17 protein-coding genes are annotated in these 18,610 nt (G+C 71.7%); 10 read left to right on the top strand and 7 right to left on the bottom strand.

Annotated features, from left to right (window positions below; genetic code table 11):
• Positions 1-35: 35 nt before the first annotated feature.
• Positions 36-1,409, top strand: a complete 1,374-nt coding sequence (locus PV419_RS22005; protein ID WP_319691436.1) for a hypothetical protein — start codon at positions 36-38, stop codon at positions 1,407-1,409.
• Between the two features lie 27 nt (positions 1,410-1,436).
• Here PV419_RS22005 and PV419_RS22000 read toward each other — a convergent pair whose 3' ends face one another.
• The gene (locus PV419_RS22000; RefSeq protein WP_319691434.1) at positions 1,437-2,861 is read right to left on the bottom strand and encodes a glutamate decarboxylase; all 1,425 of its coding nucleotides are present in this window, start codon (positions 2,859-2,861) and stop codon (positions 1,437-1,439) included.
• A gap of 285 nt (positions 2,862-3,146) precedes the next feature.
• Here PV419_RS22000 and PV419_RS21995 point away from each other — a divergent pair, with 285 nt between their 5' ends.
• The 3 genes from PV419_RS21995 to PV419_RS21985 all read left to right on the top strand — a co-directional run bounded on the left by PV419_RS21995 (position 3,147) and on the right by PV419_RS21985 (position 6,777).
• Positions 3,147-3,908, top strand: coding sequence for a MerR family transcriptional regulator (locus tag PV419_RS21995; RefSeq protein ID WP_319691432.1), 762 nt, complete (start codon positions 3,147-3,149; stop codon positions 3,906-3,908).
• Between the two features lie 217 nt (positions 3,909-4,125).
• Positions 4,126-4,893, top strand: a complete 768-nt coding sequence (locus PV419_RS21990; protein WP_319691430.1) for a DedA family protein — start codon at positions 4,126-4,128, stop codon at positions 4,891-4,893.
• Between the two features lie 180 nt (positions 4,894-5,073).
• Positions 5,074-6,777, top strand: a complete 1,704-nt coding sequence (locus PV419_RS21985) for a threonine/serine ThrE exporter family protein (RefSeq protein WP_319691428.1) — start codon at positions 5,074-5,076, stop codon at positions 6,775-6,777.
• Positions 6,778-6,934: 157 nt separating this feature from the next.
• On the opposite strand, the gene PV419_RS21980 is transcribed toward PV419_RS21985, so the two are convergent.
• Positions 6,935-7,429, bottom strand: a complete 495-nt coding sequence (locus PV419_RS21980; protein ID WP_014178498.1) for an inorganic diphosphatase — start codon at positions 7,427-7,429, stop codon at positions 6,935-6,937.
• An 86-nt stretch (positions 7,430-7,515) separates the two neighbouring features.
• On the opposite strand from PV419_RS21980, the gene dacB reads away from it, so the two are divergent.
• The 6 genes from dacB (at position 7,516) to folE (ending at position 15,361) form a co-directional block, all read left to right on the top strand.
• A complete protein-coding gene (gene dacB, locus PV419_RS21975; protein WP_415925362.1) occupies positions 7,516-9,096 on the top strand; it encodes a D-alanyl-D-alanine carboxypeptidase/D-alanyl-D-alanine-endopeptidase in 1,581 nt (526 codons plus the stop codon).
• A gap of 48 nt (positions 9,097-9,144) precedes the next feature.
• Positions 9,145-10,278 (top strand): zinc-dependent metalloprotease, encoded by a 1,134-nt coding sequence (locus PV419_RS21970; protein ID WP_319691426.1) that lies wholly within the window; start codon positions 9,145-9,147, stop codon positions 10,276-10,278.
• Positions 10,279-10,523: 245 nt separating this feature from the next.
• Positions 10,524-11,711 (top strand): tRNA lysidine(34) synthetase TilS, encoded by a 1,188-nt coding sequence (gene tilS / locus PV419_RS21965; protein WP_319691425.1) that lies wholly within the window; start codon positions 10,524-10,526, stop codon positions 11,709-11,711.
• Between the two features lie 60 nt (positions 11,712-11,771).
• Positions 11,772-12,311, top strand: a complete 540-nt coding sequence (gene hpt / locus PV419_RS21960; protein WP_319691734.1) for a hypoxanthine phosphoribosyltransferase — start codon at positions 11,772-11,774, stop codon at positions 12,309-12,311.
• A 255-nt stretch (positions 12,312-12,566) separates the two neighbouring features.
• Positions 12,567-14,603: an ATP-dependent zinc metalloprotease FtsH gene (ftsH, locus tag PV419_RS21955; protein WP_319691423.1), complete on the top strand. Its 2,037-nt coding sequence runs from the start codon at positions 12,567-12,569 to the stop codon at positions 14,601-14,603.
• 152 nt (positions 14,604-14,755) lie between these two features.
• Positions 14,756-15,361: a GTP cyclohydrolase I FolE gene (folE, locus tag PV419_RS21950; RefSeq protein ID WP_319691421.1), complete on the top strand. Its 606-nt coding sequence runs from the start codon at positions 14,756-14,758 to the stop codon at positions 15,359-15,361.
• A 64-nt stretch (positions 15,362-15,425) separates the two neighbouring features.
• Here the strand turns inward: folE and PV419_RS21945 are convergent, their stop codons facing one another.
• The 5 genes from PV419_RS21945 to folP all read right to left on the bottom strand — a co-directional run bounded on the left by PV419_RS21945 (position 15,426) and on the right by folP (position 18,568).
• Positions 15,426-15,926 (bottom strand): DUF3180 domain-containing protein, encoded by a 501-nt coding sequence (locus PV419_RS21945; RefSeq protein ID WP_319691732.1) that lies wholly within the window; start codon positions 15,924-15,926, stop codon positions 15,426-15,428.
• A gap of 86 nt (positions 15,927-16,012) precedes the next feature.
• The gene (gene folK, locus PV419_RS21940; RefSeq protein ID WP_319691419.1) at positions 16,013-16,606 is read right to left on the bottom strand and encodes a 2-amino-4-hydroxy-6-hydroxymethyldihydropteridine diphosphokinase; all 594 of its coding nucleotides are present in this window, start codon (positions 16,604-16,606) and stop codon (positions 16,013-16,015) included.
• Complete coding sequence (folB, locus tag PV419_RS21935) at positions 16,603-16,962, bottom strand: dihydroneopterin aldolase (RefSeq protein WP_319691417.1); 360 nt, start codon at positions 16,960-16,962, stop codon at positions 16,603-16,605. Before folB ends, folK begins: the two co-directional genes overlap by 4 nt.
• A gap of 245 nt (positions 16,963-17,207) precedes the next feature.
• Positions 17,208-17,705 carry a nuclear transport factor 2 family protein gene (locus tag PV419_RS21930; protein WP_319691416.1) on the bottom strand — a complete coding sequence of 166 codons (498 nt, stop codon included), beginning with the start codon at positions 17,703-17,705 and terminating at the stop codon, positions 17,208-17,210.
• Positions 17,702-18,568 (bottom strand): dihydropteroate synthase, encoded by an 867-nt coding sequence (folP, locus tag PV419_RS21925; RefSeq protein ID WP_319691414.1) that lies wholly within the window; start codon positions 18,566-18,568, stop codon positions 17,702-17,704. The genes PV419_RS21930 and folP overlap by 4 nt, the downstream gene beginning before the upstream one ends.
• Positions 18,569-18,610 lie beyond the last annotated feature (42 nt).

The following is an 18,610-nucleotide window of genomic DNA, read 5'->3' as shown; positions in this document are numbered from 1 at the left end:
CACCCGTCGTGGGTGGTTCCGGATACGGTGCTGACATGGTGAACGACAGGGGGGACACGGGCGCGAGGGCGACGGGCGGGGCTGGTTACGCCCTGCTCGTCGCCGCCGCCCCGGGGGGCAGACAGCGGCTGATGGACGCGGCCGGGGCACTGCACCAGCTCGCGGCCGTACCGCCCGCCGCGCTGCTGGGGACCGCGGGCGGGGCGAGCGTCGTACAGCTGGTGGATCCGGCCGACCCGCAGACGGTGCTGACGCATCTGCGGACCGCGGCCGCCCACGAGGGTCCGGTGCTGATCTATCTCGCGGGCCAGCTCACCTTCGACGCCAAACAGCGGTTGCCGCACTTCGCGCTGGCCCGTACGACGCCGAGGACCGCCCGCTACACCGCGCTGCCGTGGCACTGGCTGGCGGCCGAGCTCGCGCGGCGGCCGCCGGGCAGCGCCACGGTGCTCGTCGATCTGGTGGCCGACGAGACGGCGTGGCCGCGGCTGTCGTCCGACCCCGTCCTGGCCGGACGGCTGCTGGCGGCCGAGCTGACCCTTTACGGCGCCCTCGCCCCCGCTCCGGCCAAGCGGCGGACCGCGGCGCCGCTCTACAGCCGGGCGTTCGCCGCGGCCCTGAGGGGCGCGGCCGAGGACGCGTCGTTCGCGCTGCTGCACGAGCGGGCGGTCGCCGAGGCGGGTCTCGGCGGCGGCTCGGAGCTGCTGTTCGACGGGTCCGCCGTCGCGGCCGACGCTCCGGCGGCCCCCCTCGCGGGCGTCCCGCACCAGCCCGAGGCCGCCGGTCTGAACGGCAAAGTGACGCGCGTTGCGGACGGCGCGACGCAGGCGGAGGGGGAGGGGGACGCAGAGGCGGAGGAGGCCGCCCCGGCGCCCCGCCCGCAGGACCGCCTGCCGGAGGTGCCGCCGCCCGCGCTTGTCGCCGCGCTACCGCCCCCGCCGTCGCCCGCCGCGTGGGAACGGACCCCTCCGCCCGCGCCGGATCCGCACGCCGCGATCTTCGAGGCCGCGCACGCCGGGCGGCACAGCGAGGCCGCCTCCATGGCGGCTGCCTGGGAACAAGAGGCCCTCCGCTCGGCCGGCCCGCACTCCGGCGAGGCCATCCACTGGCGGGAGGTACGGGCCGACCTCGCGCGCCTGGCCGACGAGCCCGCCCGCGCCTGCGAGCTGTGGATGTCAGTGGCCGACGCCCGGCTGGGCAACGGCGAGGCCGCCGACCACCCGGACGTCGAAGGGGCCGTGGACCGGGCCCACCACCAGTGGCAGTACGTCCAGGACCCCGCCAGGGCACGCTCCCTCGCCCCTTTCCTGATATCGCTGCGCGGCCGGGTGCCCGGCCGCAGGCCCGGCGCCCTGGAGGCGGTCCGGCGCAGGGCCGAGATACTGCAGGAGACGTCGCAGACGGGCTGACAAACCCGGCCTCGGGGCCCGGCCGGCTCAGTGGTGGAAGGCCGTGGCCAGGTGCTCGGGCCGGCCCAGCGGGTGGGGCTGGCGCCGCAGCTCGGGCAGCAGCGTCTCCAGGTCCTCCAGGAAGAGGTCGGAGAGGTCCATCGAGAAGCCGTTGCGGCACACCACCCGCAGTACGGACAGGTCCTGCCGGTTCGGCGGGAAGGTGTAGGCGGGCACCAGCCAGTTGTGCTCGCGCAGCCGCCGCGACACATCGAACACATCGAAGTTCTCCACGCCCTCGGCCGTGGTGAAGGCGAAGACCGGCAGGTCGTCCCCGCGCGTCAGCAGCCTGAAGTCGCCCAGCGCCTCGATCCGCTCCGCGAGCGAGCGCGCCACGTCCCGCGTGGTCTGCTGCACCGCGCGGTAGCCTTCCCACCCCAGCCGCAGAAAGGTGTAGTACTGGGCGGCCACCTGGGAGCCGGGCCGGGAGAAGGTCAGTGCGAAGGTCGGCATTTCGCCGCCCAGATAGTTGACGCGGAAGACGAGCTCCTCGGGGAGGTCCTCGGCCGTGCGCCACAGCGCCCATCCCACGCCGGGGTAGACCAGGCCGTACTTGTGCCCGGAGGCGTTGATGGAGGCGACCCGGGGCAGCCGGAAGTCCCACACCAGGTCCGTATCGAGGAAGGGCGCCACCATCGCGCCCGACGCGCCGTCCACATGGACCGGGATGTCCAGTCCGGTGCGCTCCTGTAGGTCGTCAAGCGCCGCGCAAACCTCCGCGACGGGTTCGTACGAGCCGTCGAGCGTGGACCCGAGGATGGTGACGACGCCGATGGTGTTCTCGTCGCACAGGTCGGCGGCCGCCTGGGGGTCGAGGTGGAACCGGTCGCCCTCCATGGGCACCTGGCGCGCTTCTACTTCCCAGAAGTTGCAGAACTTGTCCCAGCACACCTGGGCGTTGACCCCCATGACCAGGTTGGGCCGGGCCGCCGCCGGATAGCGCACCGCATTGCGCTTGGCCCAGCGGCGTTTGAAGGCCATTCCGGCGAGCATGCACGCTTCGCTCGATCCGGTGGTGGAACAGCCCATGGCCGAGTCGGGGTCGGGGGCGTGCCACAGATCGGCCAGCATCACGACGCAGCGTCGCTCGAGCTCGGCGGTGCGCGGGTACTCGTCCTTGTCGATCAGGTTCTTGTCGCGGCACTCGAACAGCACCTGGTCCGCCTGCGGCTCCATCCAGGTCGTGACGAAGGTGGCGAGGTTGAGCCGGGCGTTGACGTCCAGCATCAGCTCGTCGTACACGAGCTTGTGGGCGGTGGTGGGCGCCATGGGGCCGTCGGGCAGCCGGTTGCGCGGCACCTCGTCGGCCATGCCGCCGACCGGGTCGGCCGCCCCGTAGAAGGGGTTGACGGCGACACCGCGCCGCCGCCTGTCCTCGTCCCGCTTGCCGTGCCTGCCCGAGTGGAGCGTCATGGGCCGCCCAATCCCCTCAGTCGTGCGAGAGCCGTCGGCTGACCTTGGCGACAATACGGGTATATGGGTCGAATATCCCGTTCCCGCGCCGCTCCCCGGCAGTTCCCCCCGCCGTTACCCCGTCACGCCCCCGTCGCGCCCCGTGCCGTCACCCCGCGCTGCTCAGCGAGGCAGGATGCCAGGTGCCCGGGACACCTCCCAGCGAATTTCCGGCATCCGGACTTGCACCTCACGCCACGTGAGGGCGCACCGTGGAGCGCGTACCGAGGAAGGAGCGGACGGGCCATGAGCTACTCCGTGGGACAGGTGGCGGGCTTCGCCGGGATCACGGTGCGCACCTTGCACCACTACGACGAGATCGGGCTGCTGAGCCCGAGCGCCCGCAGCCTGGCCGGGCACCGGCGTTACGACGACGCCGACCTCGACCGGCTGCAGCAACTCCTGTTCTACCGGGAGCTCGGCTTCCCGCTCGACGAGGTGGCGGTCCTCCTGGACGACCCGGACGCGGACCCGCAGGAGCACCTGCGGCGTCAGCACGCTGTGCTGACCGAGCGGATCGAAAGACTCCGGAAGATGGCCGCCGCCGTCGAACACGCCATGGAGGCACGGAAGATGGGCATCAACCTCACGCCGGAGGAGAAGTTCGAGATCTTCGGCGGGAACTTCGACCCGGATGACTACGCCGAGGAGGCCGAGCAACGCTGGGGCGGCACCGAGGCGTACCGGGAGTCGCAGCGCAAGGCCGCCTCGTACACCAAGGACGACTGGCTGCGGATCAAGGCGGAGTCGGACGACATCAACGCCCGGCTCGCCGCGCTGATGGAGTCCGGGGTCGAGCCGCGGTCCGTGGAGGCCATGGACCTCGCCGAGGAGCACCGGCAGCACATCTCCCGTTTCTCCTACGACTGCGGCTACGAGATCCACAGGGGGCTCGCCGAGATGTATGTGGCGGACGAGCGCTTCACCGCCACGTACGAGGCGGTCAGGCCCGGTCTCGCCACGTACATCCGGGAGGCGATCCTCGCCAACGCCGACCGCATGGCTTGACCGTATGGCCTGGCGGCGTGGCTCATCGCCGAGATCCGTACGGCCGGGGGCGATAGGGGCGCGCCCCGGCCGGCGGAACCATCAGCGGGAACCGGAGGAACGCACACGGCGTTGATAGCTTTGGGCGGCACACTGTGAAGACCACACCCTGTCCGCCCCCACCCTGCGGCCGGGCCTCGCACGAGCCTGCACCCCTCGACCCAGGAGCCTGTCACCCGTGACCACTCTCGCGCTCGGCCCCAGTTGGCTGGACCCCGACTACCTCATCGAAACCTTCGGCCTGCTCGGCGTCCTGGCGATCGTCTTCGCGGAGTCCGGCCTGCTCATCGGCTTCTTCCTGCCGGGCGACTCGCTGCTGTTCACCACGGGCCTGCTGGTCACCACGGATGTGATCAAGCAGGACCTGTGGCTGGTCTGCGGCGGCGTCGCCGCCGCCGCGGTCATCGGTGACCAGGTCGGGTATCTCTTCGGCCGGAAGGTCGGCCCCTCGCTCTTCCGCCGCCCGGACTCCAAGCTCTTCAAGCAGGAGAACGTGGAGAAGGCCCATGAGTTCTTCGAGAAGCACGGGCCCAAGTCGCTGATCCTGGCCCGCTTCGTGCCCATCGTGCGCACGTTCACGCCGATCATCGCGGGCGTGAGCCGGATGAACTACCGCTCCTTCATCATCTTCAACATCATCGGCGGCATCGCGTGGGGCGTGGGGGTCACCCTGCTCGGGGCCGCGCTCGGCAAGGTCGACTTCGTCCACACCCACATCGAGCTGATCCTGGTCGGCGTCGTGCTGCTGTCGGTGATCCCGATCGTCATCGAGTTCCTCCGCGCCCGGGGCAAGGCCAAGAAGGAAGCCGCGTCGGGCCTGGCGGAGCCGGCCGGCGCCCAGGGCCCCGCGGCGGGCCCGGCCGGGCCGGGCACCGGCCCCGAGGCGCGCTACCAGGCGCAGCAGCCCTCGGGCCCGACGGTGCGCGGCCGCCACGCCAAGCGCTGACACCCAGCAGTCCCAGCCCCTCCCCAGCGCGACCCTTTTCCCACCGCCCCACGCCCCTCTCCTCCCACCGCCCCCCCCTTCGGATGGCGGCCGCCGACCCGCACAATGGGCTCAGTGGCCGCCATGATGCATGGTGGCCGGGGTACATCAGGCACAGAGGCGGGTGAGGAGCGAAGAGACGTGGGGTCCGAACGACAGCGCGGTCAGCGCGGTGTGAGCGTGCCGGAAGCGGAGGCGGGGAGCCGTAAGCCGCAGTCGGACGAGGCGCACAGCGCCTTCACCCCGCCGCTCGGGATGCCACTGCCTCCCGTGCCCGAGGACGACCATCCCACCTCCGAGTTCGCCGTCCCCGAGGGGCTGGCCCCCGAGCCCGCCGCCGACACCGAGGGCTCGGCCTTCGTACCGCCCGCCGGGGTCAAGACCGGCCCGCAGACCGCCCAGACCGCGAACTTCCCGGCGTTCACCCCGCCCAATGGCATCCCCGTCGTCCAGCTCACCAAGGAAGGCCCCTGGCAGGACCGGATGCGCACCATGCTGCGCATGCCGATCAGCGAGCGTCCGGCCCCCGAGCGCCAGGAGCGGCAGGACGAGGCCGGGCCCGCCGCGCCGCGCGTGCTGGACCTGACCCTGCGCATCGGCGAGCTGCTGCTCGCGGGCGGAGAGGGGGCCGAGGACGTGGAGGCGGCGATGTTCGGCGTGGCGCACGCGTACGGGCTCGACCGCTGCGAGCCGACCGTCACCTTCACCCTGCTCTCGGTCAGCTACCAGCCCTCGCTCGTCGACGACCCGATCACCGCCAGCCGGACCGTGCGCCGCCGGGGCACCGACTACACCCGGCTGTCCGCCGTCTTCCGCCTGGTCGACGACATCACCTCCAGCGACGACTTCACCCTGGAGGAGGCCTACCGCCGCCTCGCCGAGATCCGCCGCAACCGCCACCCCTACCCCGGGTGGGCGCTCACCGTGGCCGGCGGCGCGCTGGCCGGTGCGGCGAGCATGCTGGTCGGCGGCGACTGGCCGGTCTTCTTCGCGGCGGCGGTCGGCGCGATGCTCGGCGACCGGCTGGCCTGGCTGGCCTCGGGGCGCGGTCTGCCGGAGTTCTACCAGTTCGTGGCCGCGGCGATGCCGCCCGCCGCGATGGGCGTCGCGCTCAGCCTGGCCGGGGTGGGGCTGCAGGCGTCCGCGGTGATCACCGGCGGGCTGTTCGCGCTGATCCCCGGGCGGGCGCTGGTGGCGGGCGTCCAGGACGGGCTGACCGGCTATTACATCACCGCCGCGGCCCGGCTCCTGGAGGTCGTCTATCTGATCGTCGGGATCGTGTGCGGCGTGCTGACGGTGCTGTACGGGGGCCTGCAGCTGGACGCGAAGCTCAACCCGGAGGCGGCGCTGCGGCACGTCGACCGGCCGGTGGTGCAGATCGTCGCGGCGATGCTGCTCGCGCTGACCTTCTCCGTCCTGCTCCAGCAGGAACGTCACACCGTGCTGTTCGCGACCCTCAACGGCGGGGTGGCCTGGGTCGTCTACGGCGCCCTGCACGACACCGCGGGCGTCCCCGCGGTCGCCGCCACGACCGTCGCGGCCGGGTTGGTCGGCCTCTTCGGCCAGATGCTGTCCCGTTACCGCTACGCGTCAGCGCTGCCGTACGTCACGGCCGCCATCGGGCCGCTGCTGCCCGGTAGCGCCACGTACTTCGGCCTGCTCGCGCTGGCTCAGGGCAATCTGGACCGGGGTATCACCCACCTCACCCAGGCGGTGGCGCTGGCCCTGGCCATCGCCATTGGGGTGAACCTCGGCAACGAGGCCGCGCGCCTGTTCCTGAAGGCCCCGCGGCCCGAGACCGAGGCGACGGGCCGCCGCGCCGCCAAGCGCACCCGCGGCTTCTGAGGCCCGACGCGACAAGAAGTAACAAGACGAAGGCGGCAAGACCAAACACAAAGGGCGGGCCGGAAAACCGGACCGCCCTTTGTCGAAGCCCTCAAAGCCCTCAAAAGCTCTTAAGACTCAGCGCAACTCAAGCGCAACTCAAGAGAGATCAGCACGCTCAGTGTGCGCCGCCCGCGGCCTCCAGGCGCTTCACGGACGCCTCGACCTCGGCCTCGGCCTCGGCGCGGCCCACCCAGTTGGCCCCCTCGACCGACTTGCCCGGCTCCAGGTCCTTGTAGACCTCGAAGAAGTGCTGGATCTCCAGGCGGTCGAACTCCGAAACGTGGTGAATATCACGCAGGTGCTCGACCCGCGGGTCGGACGCGGGCACGCACAGCAGCTTGTCGTCGCCGCCCGCCTCGTCCGTCATCCGGAACATGCCGATCGCACGGCACTTGATCAGACAGCCCGGGAAGGTCGGCTCGTCCAGAATGACCAGCGCGTCCAGCGGGTCGCCGTCCTCGCCGAGGGTGTTCTCCACAAAGCCGTAGTCAGCCGGGTAGCTGGTCGAAGTGAAGAGTCGACGGTCGAGACGGATGCGTCCCGTCTCGTGGTCCACCTCGTACTTGTTGCGCGAACCCTTCGGGATCTCGATGGTGACGTCGAACTCCACGGGTGGCTCCTCCATGATCAACACATACGTCTGGTGATTAAGTGTCCCCCACGCAGGTGTGTGGTGGCGAAAGGGGCTGGTCCGACGTGCCTGAAGCCAGATCGTGGCAGGTCAGGTGGTGGCAGAGCCGGTGGCAGAGCGCCACGGGCCGGTGGCGGAGCGCCACGGTGGAGCAGCGGCTGACGTGGCGACTGTCGGCGGTCTCCGCCGTCGTCGGCCTGGTGGTGGCGGTCGCGTCGGTGTTCGCGGCCGGGCCGTGGGACTCCGGGCAGCGTACGGCTGAGCGGGCCCGCGCCGCCGGGAGTCCGGGGACAGGTGGCGAGCGTCACGGCGGCGGCCCCCCGCGGCCCGCGCCCAGCGCCTCGCCGGTGCTGGCCCCTCTGGGCACGGCCGCCGTCGCGCCCTCCCCGGACAGCGGCGACGACGCGGTCCCGCAGCCCACCCGGGCGGGCCTGGCCGACGCGCTGGAGCCGCTGCTGGACGACGGCGCGCTGGGCAAGCCGCGCTCGGTGTCCGTCGTGGACGCGGCGACCGGGCGGCAGCTGTACGGAACGCAGTCGGACACCCAGGCCGTGCCCGCCTCGATCATCAAGCTGGCCACCGGCGTCGCCGCGCTCTCCGCCCTCGGGCCCGACCACCGCATCGAGACCACCGTCGTCGTCCCCAAAGACGCCGGGAGCGGCGAGAAGGGCGAGGGCGAGGCCAAGAACGGCACGACCAAGGACCGCATCGTGCTGGTCGGCGGCGGCGACCCCACCCTCACCGCCCACGCCACCAAGGGCGCCGACGCCCCGGCCAGCCTGCGCAAGCTGGCCGACAAGACCGCCTCCGCGCTCAAGAAGAGCGGCACCGAGAGCGTCCGGCTGGGCTACGACACCTCGCTCTACTCCGGCCCGGTCCTGCACCCGATCGGACCCAACGAGAACATCTCGCCCGTCACCCCCCTCATGGTCGACGAGGGCCGCCTGGACGACAGCGACCACGGCCCGGCCCCCCGCTCCCAGGACCCCGCCGCCGACGCGGCGGAGGCGTTCGCCTCGATGCTGCGCGACCGCGGGATCGACGTGCGGGGCGAGCCGCGGTCCGTAAAGGCAGGGAAGAAGGCGCGGCCGCTCGCCACCGTCCGCTCCCAGCCGCTGTCCGGCCTGGTCGAGCGGGCGCTGACCAACAGCGACAACGACATCGCCGAGGCCCTCGCCCGGCAGACCGCCCTCGCCGCCGGAGAGCCCGCCAGCTTCGACGGCGCGGGGCGGGCCGTCATGGACCGGCTGAACAAGCTCCGGCTGCCGCTGTCGGGCGCCCGTATCGCCGACGGCAGCGGTCTGGACCGCGCCGACCATGTGTCCGCGGCCCTGCTCGCCCAGGTCCTGGTGCGCGCCGCCGACCCCGACCACCCCGAGCTGCGCCCGGTCCTCACCGGCCTGCCGGTGGCCGGCTTCACCGGGACGCTGCGCGGCCGCTATGCGCAGGAGGCGGTCGGCCGCGGCGTGGTCCGCGCGAAGACCGGAACCCTGACGGGCGTCAACACGCTCGCGGGCACCGTCGTCGACGCGGACGGCCGCCTTCTGGTCTTCGCGTTCATGACGAACGGAACCAACGACCCCCAGGGCGCACAGCGCGCGCTGGACCGCATGGCGTCCGCACTCGCGAACTGCGGCTGCCGCTGATGCCCTCGTCGCCTCCCGGAAGGACCGCGCGCCACGTACCGTGAAGCCATGACGAGCATCGGTGGTGCGGAGATGGTCGACTGGAACCTCGCGGTCGCGACCGCGACCCGGCTGGTGCGGCCGGGCCCCGACGTGAGCCGGGACGAGGCGCGCGCCGTCGTCGCGGAGCTGCGCCGGTACGCCAAGTCGTCGGAGGAGCACGTCCGGGCGTTCACCCGAATGGCCCCGGCGGGCGGACCGGATTCGGACACCCCGGTTCTCGTCGTGGATCGCGCGGGTTGGATCAAGGCGAATGTGGCGGGCTTCCGCGAGGTGCTGAAGCCGCTGCTGGGCAAGATGCAGGAGCGGCGCGGCGGGCTGCCGGGCGGCGCCGTGCTCGGCGCGGTCGGCGGCAAGGTCACCGGGGTGGAGCTGGGGATGCTGCTGTCCTTCCTGGCCTCCCGGGTGCTCGGCCAGTACGAGACCTTCGCGCCGCCGAGCCGCGAGCTGCCCGCCTCCTCGGGCGGCGGGCGGCTGCTGCTGGTGGCGCCCAACGTGGTGCATGTCGAGCGCGAGCTGGACGTCGCCCCGCACGACTTCCGGCTGTGGGTGTGTCTGCACGAGGAGACGCACCGCACGCAGTTCACCGCGGTGCCCTGGCTGCGCGACCACATCGAGTCGGAGATCCAGGCCTTCCTCGGCGAGACCGAGGTGGACCCGGCCACCCTCCTGGAGCGGTTCCGCGAGGCCGTGCAGTCGCTGGGCGGCGGCCGCCCGGAGTCGGACGGCGACCGGGAGGGCAGTACGCCCAGCATCATCGAGCTGGTGCAGACCCCGGCCCAGCGGGAGATCCTCGGCCGGCTGACGGCCGTGATGTCGCTGTTGGAGGGGCATGCGGACTATGTGATGGACGGCGTGGGGCCCGAGGTCGTGCCGTCCGTCGCGGAGATCCGCGAGAAGTTCCAGAAGCGCCGGGCCAGCGGCGCGGGCCGGCTGGACCAGGCGCTGCGCAAGCTGCTGGGGCTCGATGCCAAGCTGCGGCAGTACCGGGACGGGGAGCGGTTTGTGCGGTCCGTCGTGGACCAGGTCGGGATGGACGGCTTCAACCGCGTCTGGACCTCCCCGAACACGCTTCCGACCAAGGCGGAGATCAGCACACCCGCGGACTGGGTCGCGCGGGTGCACCGTAGGTCGGAGCCGTAGGACGGGCGGGCCATAGGCCGGGGCCGTAGGCCGGGGTGCAGGACGGAGTTACGGAGCCGTAGTACGGGGACGATCAAGAGCGGGAGAATGCCCCTCTTAATCACTCGTCCGAGGGACCATGAGCGACGGGTAGGCGTGCGATGCTCGGGGAACAGCGTGCTTCTGTCACCATCGACGTACTCAGCGTGACGAAATCCTCGTAACGGCCCCGAGGCACCCCCTCGAACGACAGATGGGAAACGGACATGGGTCCCCATCCAGCGGTCGCCGCGATACGCCTGGCGGTCCGCCGCGTCCTCCATGACGTAATCGTCGACTTCCCGACCGCCCCGACCTCGCAGCCCGCGCCGGCCCCCGCCCGCGGCTCGGCCCCCGCCCCCAGCTCGGTCCCCGCCCCCTCCCCGGCTCCCGCCGATGGTGCCGCACCGCTGGTGCTGGTCGCCTGCTCCGGCGGCGCCGACTCCATGGCGCTCGCCTCCGCCCTTGCCTTCGAAGCTCCGAGGCTCGGGGTGCGCGCCGGAGGGGTCACCGTCGACCATGGCCTGCAGGACGGCTCCGATGTGCGCGCCGCCGAGGTCGCCGAGCGGCTGCGGCTGCTCGGGCTGGCGCCGGTCGAGTCCATCGCCGTGTCCGTCGGCCGGGACGGTGGCCCCGAGGCCGCCGCCCGCGACGCGCGCTACGCCGCCCTCGACACCGCCGCCGAGCGCCATGGCGCGGTCGCCGTGCTGCTCGGCCACACCCGCGACGACCAGGCCGAGACGGTCCTGCTGGGGCTGGCCCGCGGCTCCGGCATCCGCTCGTTGTCCGGCATGGCCCAGGTCTCCGGGGCGGGTGGCCGCTACCGCCGCCCCTTCCTGCGGCTCGACCGGCAGACCGTCCGCCGGGCGTGCCTGGCCCAGTCGCTGCCCGTATGGGACGACCCGCACAACGTGGACCCGGCCTACACCCGCTCCCGGGTCCGCCACGAAGCGCTGCCCATTCTGGAGAAGGCCCTCGGCAAGGGCGTCGTCGAGGCGCTCGCCCGCACCGCCCAGCTCTCGCGCGACGACGCCGACGCCCTCGACGACTGGGCCGCCCGGGCGGAGGCGGAGGTGCGGACCGATGTACGGCCCGCCGGGGCCGCCCCGGCCGGCGGCGAAGCCCTCGCCGAGCCCGACGCCGTGGAGCCCACCGCCGTGGAGCTGGACGCGGTGGAGCTCGACGCGGTGGAGCTCGACGCCGTCGGGCTCCACGCGCTGCCCCCCGCCGTCCGCCGCCGGGTGCTGCGCCGCGCCGCGATCGCCGCGGGCGCCCCCGCCGGTTCGCTCTTCGCCCGCCACATCGAAGAGGTGGACCGCCTGATCACCGGCTGGCGCGGGCAGCGGGCCCTCAACCTCCCCGGCCGCGTGGAGGTCCGCCGGGAGGGTGGCAGACTGGTCATCCGGCAGGGCTGACCCGCCCAGCCAGTGAAGCCGGTAACCCTAACGAGAGTGGCGCGGGTGGACGACAAGGACATGGGCACCGACCTGAAGTCGGTCCTCATCACCGAGGAAGAGATCAACGCGAAGCTGGCTGAGCTGGCCGCCAAGATCGACGCGGAGTACGCGGACAAGGACCTGCTGATCATCGGAGTCCTCAAGGGCGCGGTGATGGCCATGGCGGACCTGGCGCGCGCCCTGTCCACCCCGGTCACCATGGACTGGATGGCCGTGTCCTCGTACGGCGCGGGCACCCAGTCCTCCGGCGTGGTCCGCATCCTCAAGGACCTGGACACCGACATCAAGGGCAAGCACGTCCTGATCGTCGAGGACATCATCGACTCCGGCCTGACGCTGTCGTGGCTGCTGTCCAACCTGGGCTCGCGCGAGCCCGCCTCGCTGAACGTCTGCACCCTGCTGCGCAAGCCGGAGGCGGCCAAGGTCGCCATCGACGTGAAATGGGTCGGCTTCGACATCCCCAACGAGTTCGTCGTCGGCTATGGCCTCGACTACGCCGAGAAGTACCGCAACCTGCGCTTCGTCGGCACGCTCGCCCCGCACGTCTACGGCGGCTGAGCCTCTTCCGGGGCTCCGGGGAACCTGGCGCGGTTTCCCGCCGTTGGAGCAGGGGAAGGCGGATTTGTTAACAGTCCACGGCGGCGTCGGGTGACAATGCTGGGGTACCGTCCGAAGGTCAGTCTTTTTTGAGACTGAGGATTACACAGCTCATACACCGCAAATACACCGCAATACACCGCACGCACAGGCGCCCCTCCAGGGCTGCCGTGCCTCACTGTGGCAGGAGGGACGGGGCGAAATCGCCCCGTATGGATGGACGTGAAGCGCTACTTCCGTGGGCCGGTCATGTGGATCGTGCTGGCCGTCCTCGCCGTGGTCGTGTTGATGCAGGTCGTCGGCTCGTCCGGCGGCTACAAGTCGGTGGACACCAGCCAGGTCGTCAAGGCGATCAACAGGAACCAGGTCCAGTCCGCCGAGCTGACGACCGGCGACGAGCACAAGATCAAGATCAAGCTCAAGGAGAATGTCGCCAAGATCTCGGGCAGCGACAAGCTCCAGGCCACCTACATCGGTGACCAGGGCCTCGACATCGCCCGGACCTTGCAGGCCAATGCCCAGAAGCAGGGCGGGATCCCGGACGGGTACAACGTCTCGACCTCGAAGCAGAACCCGTTCGTCGGGATCCTGCTGTCGCTGCTCCCGTTCGTGCTGATCGTCGTGGTCTTCCTGTTCCTGATGAACCAGATGCAGGGCGGCGGCTCCCGGGTGATGAACTTCGGGAAGTCGAAGGCCAAGCTGATCACCAAGGACACCCCGAAGACGACGTTCTCGGACGTGGCCGGGGCGGACGAGGCGGTCGAGGAGCTCCATGAGATCAAGGAGTTCCTGCAGGAGCCGGCGAAGTTCCAGGCCGTGGGCGCCAAGATCCCCAAGGGCGTGCTGCTGTACGGCCCGCCCGGCACCGGCAAGACGCTGCTCGCGCGCGCCGTCGCGGGCGAGGCGGGTGTCCCCTTCTACTCGATCTCCGGCTCCGACTTCGTCGAGATGTTCGTGGGTGTGGGTGCCTCCCGCGTCCGTGACCTGTTCGAGCAGGCCAAGGCGAACGCCCCGGCGATCGTCTTCGTCGACGAGATCGACGCCGTCGGCCGCCACCGCGGCGCCGGCATGGGCGGCGGTCACGACGAGCGCGAGCAGACGCTGAACCAGCTGCTGGTCGAGATGGACGGCTTCGACGTGAAGGGCGGCGTCATCCTGATCGCCGCCACCAACCGGCCCGACATCCTGGACCCGGCGCTGCTGCGCCCGGGCCGCTTCGACCGGCAGATCGCCGTCGACCGCCCGGACATGCAGGGCCGTCTGGAGATCCTCAAGGTCCACCAGAAGGGCAAGCCGGTCGCGCCGGACGTCGACCTCTCCGCCGTCGCCCGCCGCACCCCCGGGTTCACCGGTGCCGATCTGTCCAACGTGCTGAACGAGGCCGCCCTGCTGACGGCCCGCAGCGACAAGAAGCTGATCGACAACCACTTCCTGGACGAGGCGATCGACCGCGTCGTGGCCGGCCCGCAGAAGCGGACCCGGATCATGAGCGAGAAGGAGAAGAAGATCACCGCGTACCACGAGGGCGGTCACGCCCTGGTCGCGGCGGCTTCTCCGAACAGCGACCCGGTGCACAAGGTCACCATCCTCTCCCGCGGCCGGGCCCTGGGCTACACCATGGTCCTGCCGGATGAGGACAAGTACTCGACCACGCGCAACGAGATGCTCGACCAGCTCGCCTACATGATGGGCGGCCGCGCCGCGGAAGAGCTCGTCTTCCACGACCCGACCACGGGCGCGTCCAACGACATCGAGAAGGCGACGGCCACGGCCCGCGCGATGGTCACGCAGTACGGCATGACCGAGCGGCTGGGCGCGATCAAGTTCGGCTCCGACAACTCCGAGCCGTTCCTGGGCCGTGAGATGGCTCACCAGCGCGACTACTCCGAAGAGGTCGCCGCGCTGGTCGACGAGGAGGTCAAGAAGCTCATCGAGGCCGCGCACAACGAGGCGTGGGAGATCCTCGTCGAGAACCGCGACGTCCTGGACAACCTGGTCCTGGCGCTGCTGGAGAAGGAGACGCTCAACAAGGAGGAGATCGCCGAGATCTTCGCCCCGATCGTCAAGCGCCCGGCCCGCCCGGCATGGACCGGCTCCTCGCGGCGTACGCCCTCCACCCGCCCGCCGGTGCTCTCCCCCCGGGAGCTGGCCCCGGCCAACGGCGCCCAGCCTCCCTCGGCGGCCGGCCTCGCGAAGGCCACCACCCCCGAGGACAGCGCGGAGCGCCCGGAAGAGGCCGGACCCGAGAGCTGACCCACGGTCCGTATCGGCCCTTAGCGGCCCATACCGGCCCGGAATGAAGGCCGCGCCCCCCAGGTTTTAGCCTGGGGGGCGCAGCATTTTGCGTTTTCAGGTTTCGCAGGTTTTTCACGTTTTCCCGTGCGCATGAGGAACGAGGCAGCTCCATGACCGACCCCATTTCGCTGGACGGCCAGGGCCCCGTCGGCGTCTTCGACGAGAGGCGCGCCGAGCAGGCGGTCCGCGAGCTGCTCATCGCCGTCGGCGAGGACCCTGACCGGGAGGGGCTGCGGGAGACGCCGGGGCGGGTGGCCCGGGCGTACCGGGAGATATTCGCGGGGCTGTGGCAGAAGCCCGAGGAGGTCCTGACCACAACCTTCGACCTGGGCCATGACGAGATGGTGCTGGTGAAGGACATCGAGGTGATGTCCTCGTGCGAGCACCACCTGGTGCCCTTCGTGGGCGTCGCCCACGTCGGCTACATCCCCTCCAACGACGGCAAGATCACCGGCCTGTCCAAGCTCGCCCGGCTGGTCGATGTCTTCGCCCGCCGCCCGCAGGTCCAGGAGCGGCTGACCACACAGATAGCCGACTCGCTGATGCGGATCCTGGAGCCGCGCGGCGTGATCGTGGTGGTCGAGTGCGAGCACATGTGCATGACCATGCGCGGGGTGCGCAAGCCGGGGGCCAAGACGCTCACCTCGGCCGTGCGCGGCCAGCTGCGCGACCCGGCGACCCGCGCCGAGGCGATGAGCCTCATCATGGCGCGCTAGCCAGATCATGGCGCGCCAGCCGGATCGCAGCCGGCGCCCAGCGGCCCCCCAGGGCGCGGCAGGTCTACGCCCGGGCCGCCGCGCCGGGTCCGTCCCCGGTGTCGGTGTCGTCGTCCTCGGGCAGCTTGCAGACCCGCTCCAGGAAGAACGCGGCGGCGACCACGGCCGCCCCCGCCAGCACCGAAGCCGCCGCGTAGATCGCCTGGTCCTTGCGGGCCGGCACATCGAGCTGCTCCATCAGCAGAAACACACCGACGCCGCCGTACATCCCCGAGACCAGCGCCGCCACCAGCGCGCTCGCCTGGCCGAAGACCACCGCACGGGCGGCCACCAGCGGGTCCACGCCCTTGGCGCCGGGCCGGCGCTCACGCTGGGCGCGCAGCCGGGCCCGCAGGGACAGGGCGGTCGCGACCAGCACGACCGCGATCAGGGCCAGCACGATCGGCGCGGCCACCGGCACGCTGGGCAGCGAACCCAGCGTGTCCCACAGCCGGGCGCCCGCCCATGACACCACGCCGGCCACGGCGAACAGCCCGACCAGCACCCTGATCCGAAGTTGCCTCACCGAGCGGTCGCCCCTCAAGTCGTGCGTCATCGCGAAGTCGTACGCAGTCGCGCGGAATCTGTCGCGCGAATCTACGGAATCAACGTCTATTCGGGCAGCCGCAGTTCCAGGTCCGCCCGTGCCTGTACGCCCTCCCGGCCCACCTCGCCCAGCAGCCCCGAGACCGACCCGAGCCCCGGGACCTCGGCCGCCGGGTCCACGTCATGCCAGGGGACGAGCACGAAGGCGCGCTCGTGGGCGCGGGGGTGCGGCAGGGTGAGTCCCGGGTCGTCGGAGATCACGTCCTGGTACGTGACGATGTCCACATCCAGCGTCCGGGGGCCCCAGCGCTCGTCGCGCACCCGTTCGAAGGCCTCCTCGATGGCGTGTCCCCGCTCCAGCAGCGAGGAGGGCGGCAGCGTCGTCTTGATCAGCACCACCGCGTTGAAGTACGTCGACTGGGCGCCGGGGTCCACCCCCCACGGCTCGGTCTCGTACACCGGCGAGACCGCCTTGACCCGCAGGCCCGGGGTGTCCTCCAGCGCGTCGACCGCGCCCTGCAGGGTCTCCAGGCGGTTGCCCAGATTGCTGCCGAGCGAGATCACCGCCCATTTCGGGTTCGACAACGTCACATCGGCGGCGTCCACCCGCTCCACGACGGAGGCTGGGACGGGCTGCACGGTCGGGTCGCTGCTGCTCATGCTCGGCTCCGGGTGATGGTGATGGTCACGTCGTCGAAGGGCACGGTGATCGGGGCCTCCGGCTTGTGCACCACGACCTCGACCTCCCGCACCTGCTCGTGCTTGAGGCACCGCTCGGCGATCCGGTCGGCGAGGGTCTCGATCAGGGCGACCGGCTCCCCCTCCACCACCTCCACGACCTCCTCGGCCACCACGCCGTAGTGGACGGTCTTGGTGAGGTCGTCGGTGGCCGCGGCGGGCCGGGTGTCCAGGCCGAGCACCAGGTCCACGACGAAGGTCTGGCCCTCCTCGCGCTCATGGGGGAAAACCCCGTGGTGCCCGCGGGCCCTCAGGCCGCGCAGCGCGACACGATCCACCCGAATCACTCCTGCTGTCGTCGGTCGGGGCACGTCCGATCTGCCCGGAACGCACCACCCGTCCCCTGCCGTCGGCGGGGGTACCTCCTTCGAATCTACCTGCGAGCAAGGACGGCACTCGCCCACGGGGGGCCGTGGCGCGCGCTCCTGCAGCCCCCGCGCCACTTCCCCTACCCGCCCATGGCGCAGATCTCACGCATCTTTTAACGGGCCGGGCGCGCGGTGTGAGGTTCCGGGCACGGCGCTCAGGGCAGCAGTTGGTCCGGATCGTCGTCCGGGCCCTCGGCGTCCGCTGCGGACGCGGCATTGTTCTCGTCCTGCTCCGCCAGCACCGGCGACCCGTGGTGCGCCCACACCTTCCAGCCGTCCTCGGTCCGCCGGAAGACGTTCGTGGCCACCACCAGCTGCCCCACCAGCGGGCCGAGCTGGCCCTCCTCCTCCGCCGGGGCGCCGCTGAGGATGTTCTCCGTGCAGGTCACCATCGCGGTGTCGGACATGATCGACACCTCCACATCCGTCAGGAAGAACTGGATGTAGTCGGTGTTCGCCATGATCAGCGCGTAGGAGCGGAGCACTTCGCCGCGCCCGCGCAGCACCGGCCAGCCCGGGTGCACACAGGAGACCTCGGCGTCCGGGTCGTCGAGCCACAGCCGCGACATCGCCCCGTGGTCGCCCTGCTCCATGGCCTCGTACAGCGCGGTGTTGGCCAGGGCCACCCGCTCGCCGTCGGTCAGGGAAGTCACGCCGCTCCCGCCGCTTCGATCGCCCGGGCCACACGCACCGCGTCGGCGCTCGCGCGCACCTCGTGCACCCGCACCGCCCACGCGCCTTCCCGCGCCGCGATCGCCGAGACCGCCGCCGTCGCCGCGTCCCGCTCCCGGGCGGGGGGCGGGCTGCCGCCGTCCCCGGCCAGGACGCGTCCCAGGAACCGCTTCCGCGAGGCCGCCACCAGCAGCGGCCGCCCCAGCTCCCGTAGCGCGCCCAGCCGAGCGACGAGCGCCAGATCGTGCTCGGCGTCCTTCGCGAAGCCGAGGCCGGGGTCGACCACGATCCGCTCCGGATCGACGCCGCCGGCCACCGCCCGCTCCAGGCTCGCCCGCAGTTCCGCGACGACCTCGCCGACCACATCCCCGTAGACCGCGCGGTTGTTCATGTCGATCGACTGGCCGCGCCAGTGCATCACCACGAAGGGCACCCCTGCGGCGGCCACCACCGGGATCATCGCCGGGTCGGCGCCGCCCCCGCTCACGTCGTTGACCAGCCGCGCCCCGGCCTTGACCGCGCGCTCGGCGACCGAGGCGCGCATGGTGTCCACGCTGACCACGAGCCCCGCGGCGGCCAGCTCGCGCACCACCGGGACCACCCGCCGCAGCTCCTCGGCCTCGTCGACGCGGGGCGCGCCCGGGCGGGTCGACTCGCCCCCGACATCCACCAGGTCCGCCCCGGCCGCGACCAGGTCCAGGCCGTGCTTGACGGCCAGCTCGATGTCGAACCACTGTCCGCCGTCGGAGAACGAGTCGGGCGTGACGTTGACCACGCCCATCACCGCGCACCGGTCCCACTCCGGCAGTCCGGCCACCCGCCCCCGTTCACACAACGTCCTCATGACCCCAGCCTAGGCGTACACCGGCGAGCTGCCTCGCCCGCG

It is taken from the genome of Streptomyces sp. ME19-01-6 (assembly GCF_033793745.1).
In the GTDB taxonomy this organism is placed as follows: domain Bacteria; phylum Actinomycetota; class Actinomycetes; order Streptomycetales; family Streptomycetaceae; genus Streptomyces.
Note: the sequence above shows the minus strand (reverse complement) of the source record. Positions and strands in the feature narration are given on the sequence as shown.

Excerpts from the sequence above, each read along its gene's own strand:
- PV419_RS22005 (WP_319691436.1), top strand. The coding sequence starts at position 36 with ATGGTGAACGACAGGGGGGACACGGGCGCGAGGGCGACGGGCGGGGCT.
- PV419_RS22000 (WP_319691434.1), bottom strand. The coding sequence starts at position 2,861 with ATGACGCTCCACTCGGGCAGGCACGGCAAGCGGGACGAGGACAGGCGG.
- PV419_RS21995 (WP_319691432.1), top strand. The coding sequence starts at position 3,147 with ATGAGCTACTCCGTGGGACAGGTGGCGGGCTTCGCCGGGATCACGGTG.
- PV419_RS21970 (WP_319691426.1), top strand. The coding sequence starts at position 9,145 with ATGACGAGCATCGGTGGTGCGGAGATGGTCGACTGGAACCTCGCGGTC.
- tilS (WP_319691425.1), top strand. The coding sequence starts at position 10,524 with ATGGGTCCCCATCCAGCGGTCGCCGCGATACGCCTGGCGGTCCGCCGC.
- hpt (WP_319691734.1), top strand. The coding sequence starts at position 11,772 with ATGGGCACCGACCTGAAGTCGGTCCTCATCACCGAGGAAGAGATCAAC.
- ftsH (WP_319691423.1), top strand. The coding sequence starts at position 12,567 with ATGGACGTGAAGCGCTACTTCCGTGGGCCGGTCATGTGGATCGTGCTG.
- folE (WP_319691421.1), top strand. The coding sequence starts at position 14,756 with ATGACCGACCCCATTTCGCTGGACGGCCAGGGCCCCGTCGGCGTCTTC.
- folK (WP_319691419.1), bottom strand. The coding sequence starts at position 16,606 with ATGAGCAGCAGCGACCCGACCGTGCAGCCCGTCCCAGCCTCCGTCGTG.
- folP (WP_319691414.1), bottom strand. The coding sequence starts at position 18,568 with ATGAGGACGTTGTGTGAACGGGGGCGGGTGGCCGGACTGCCGGAGTGG.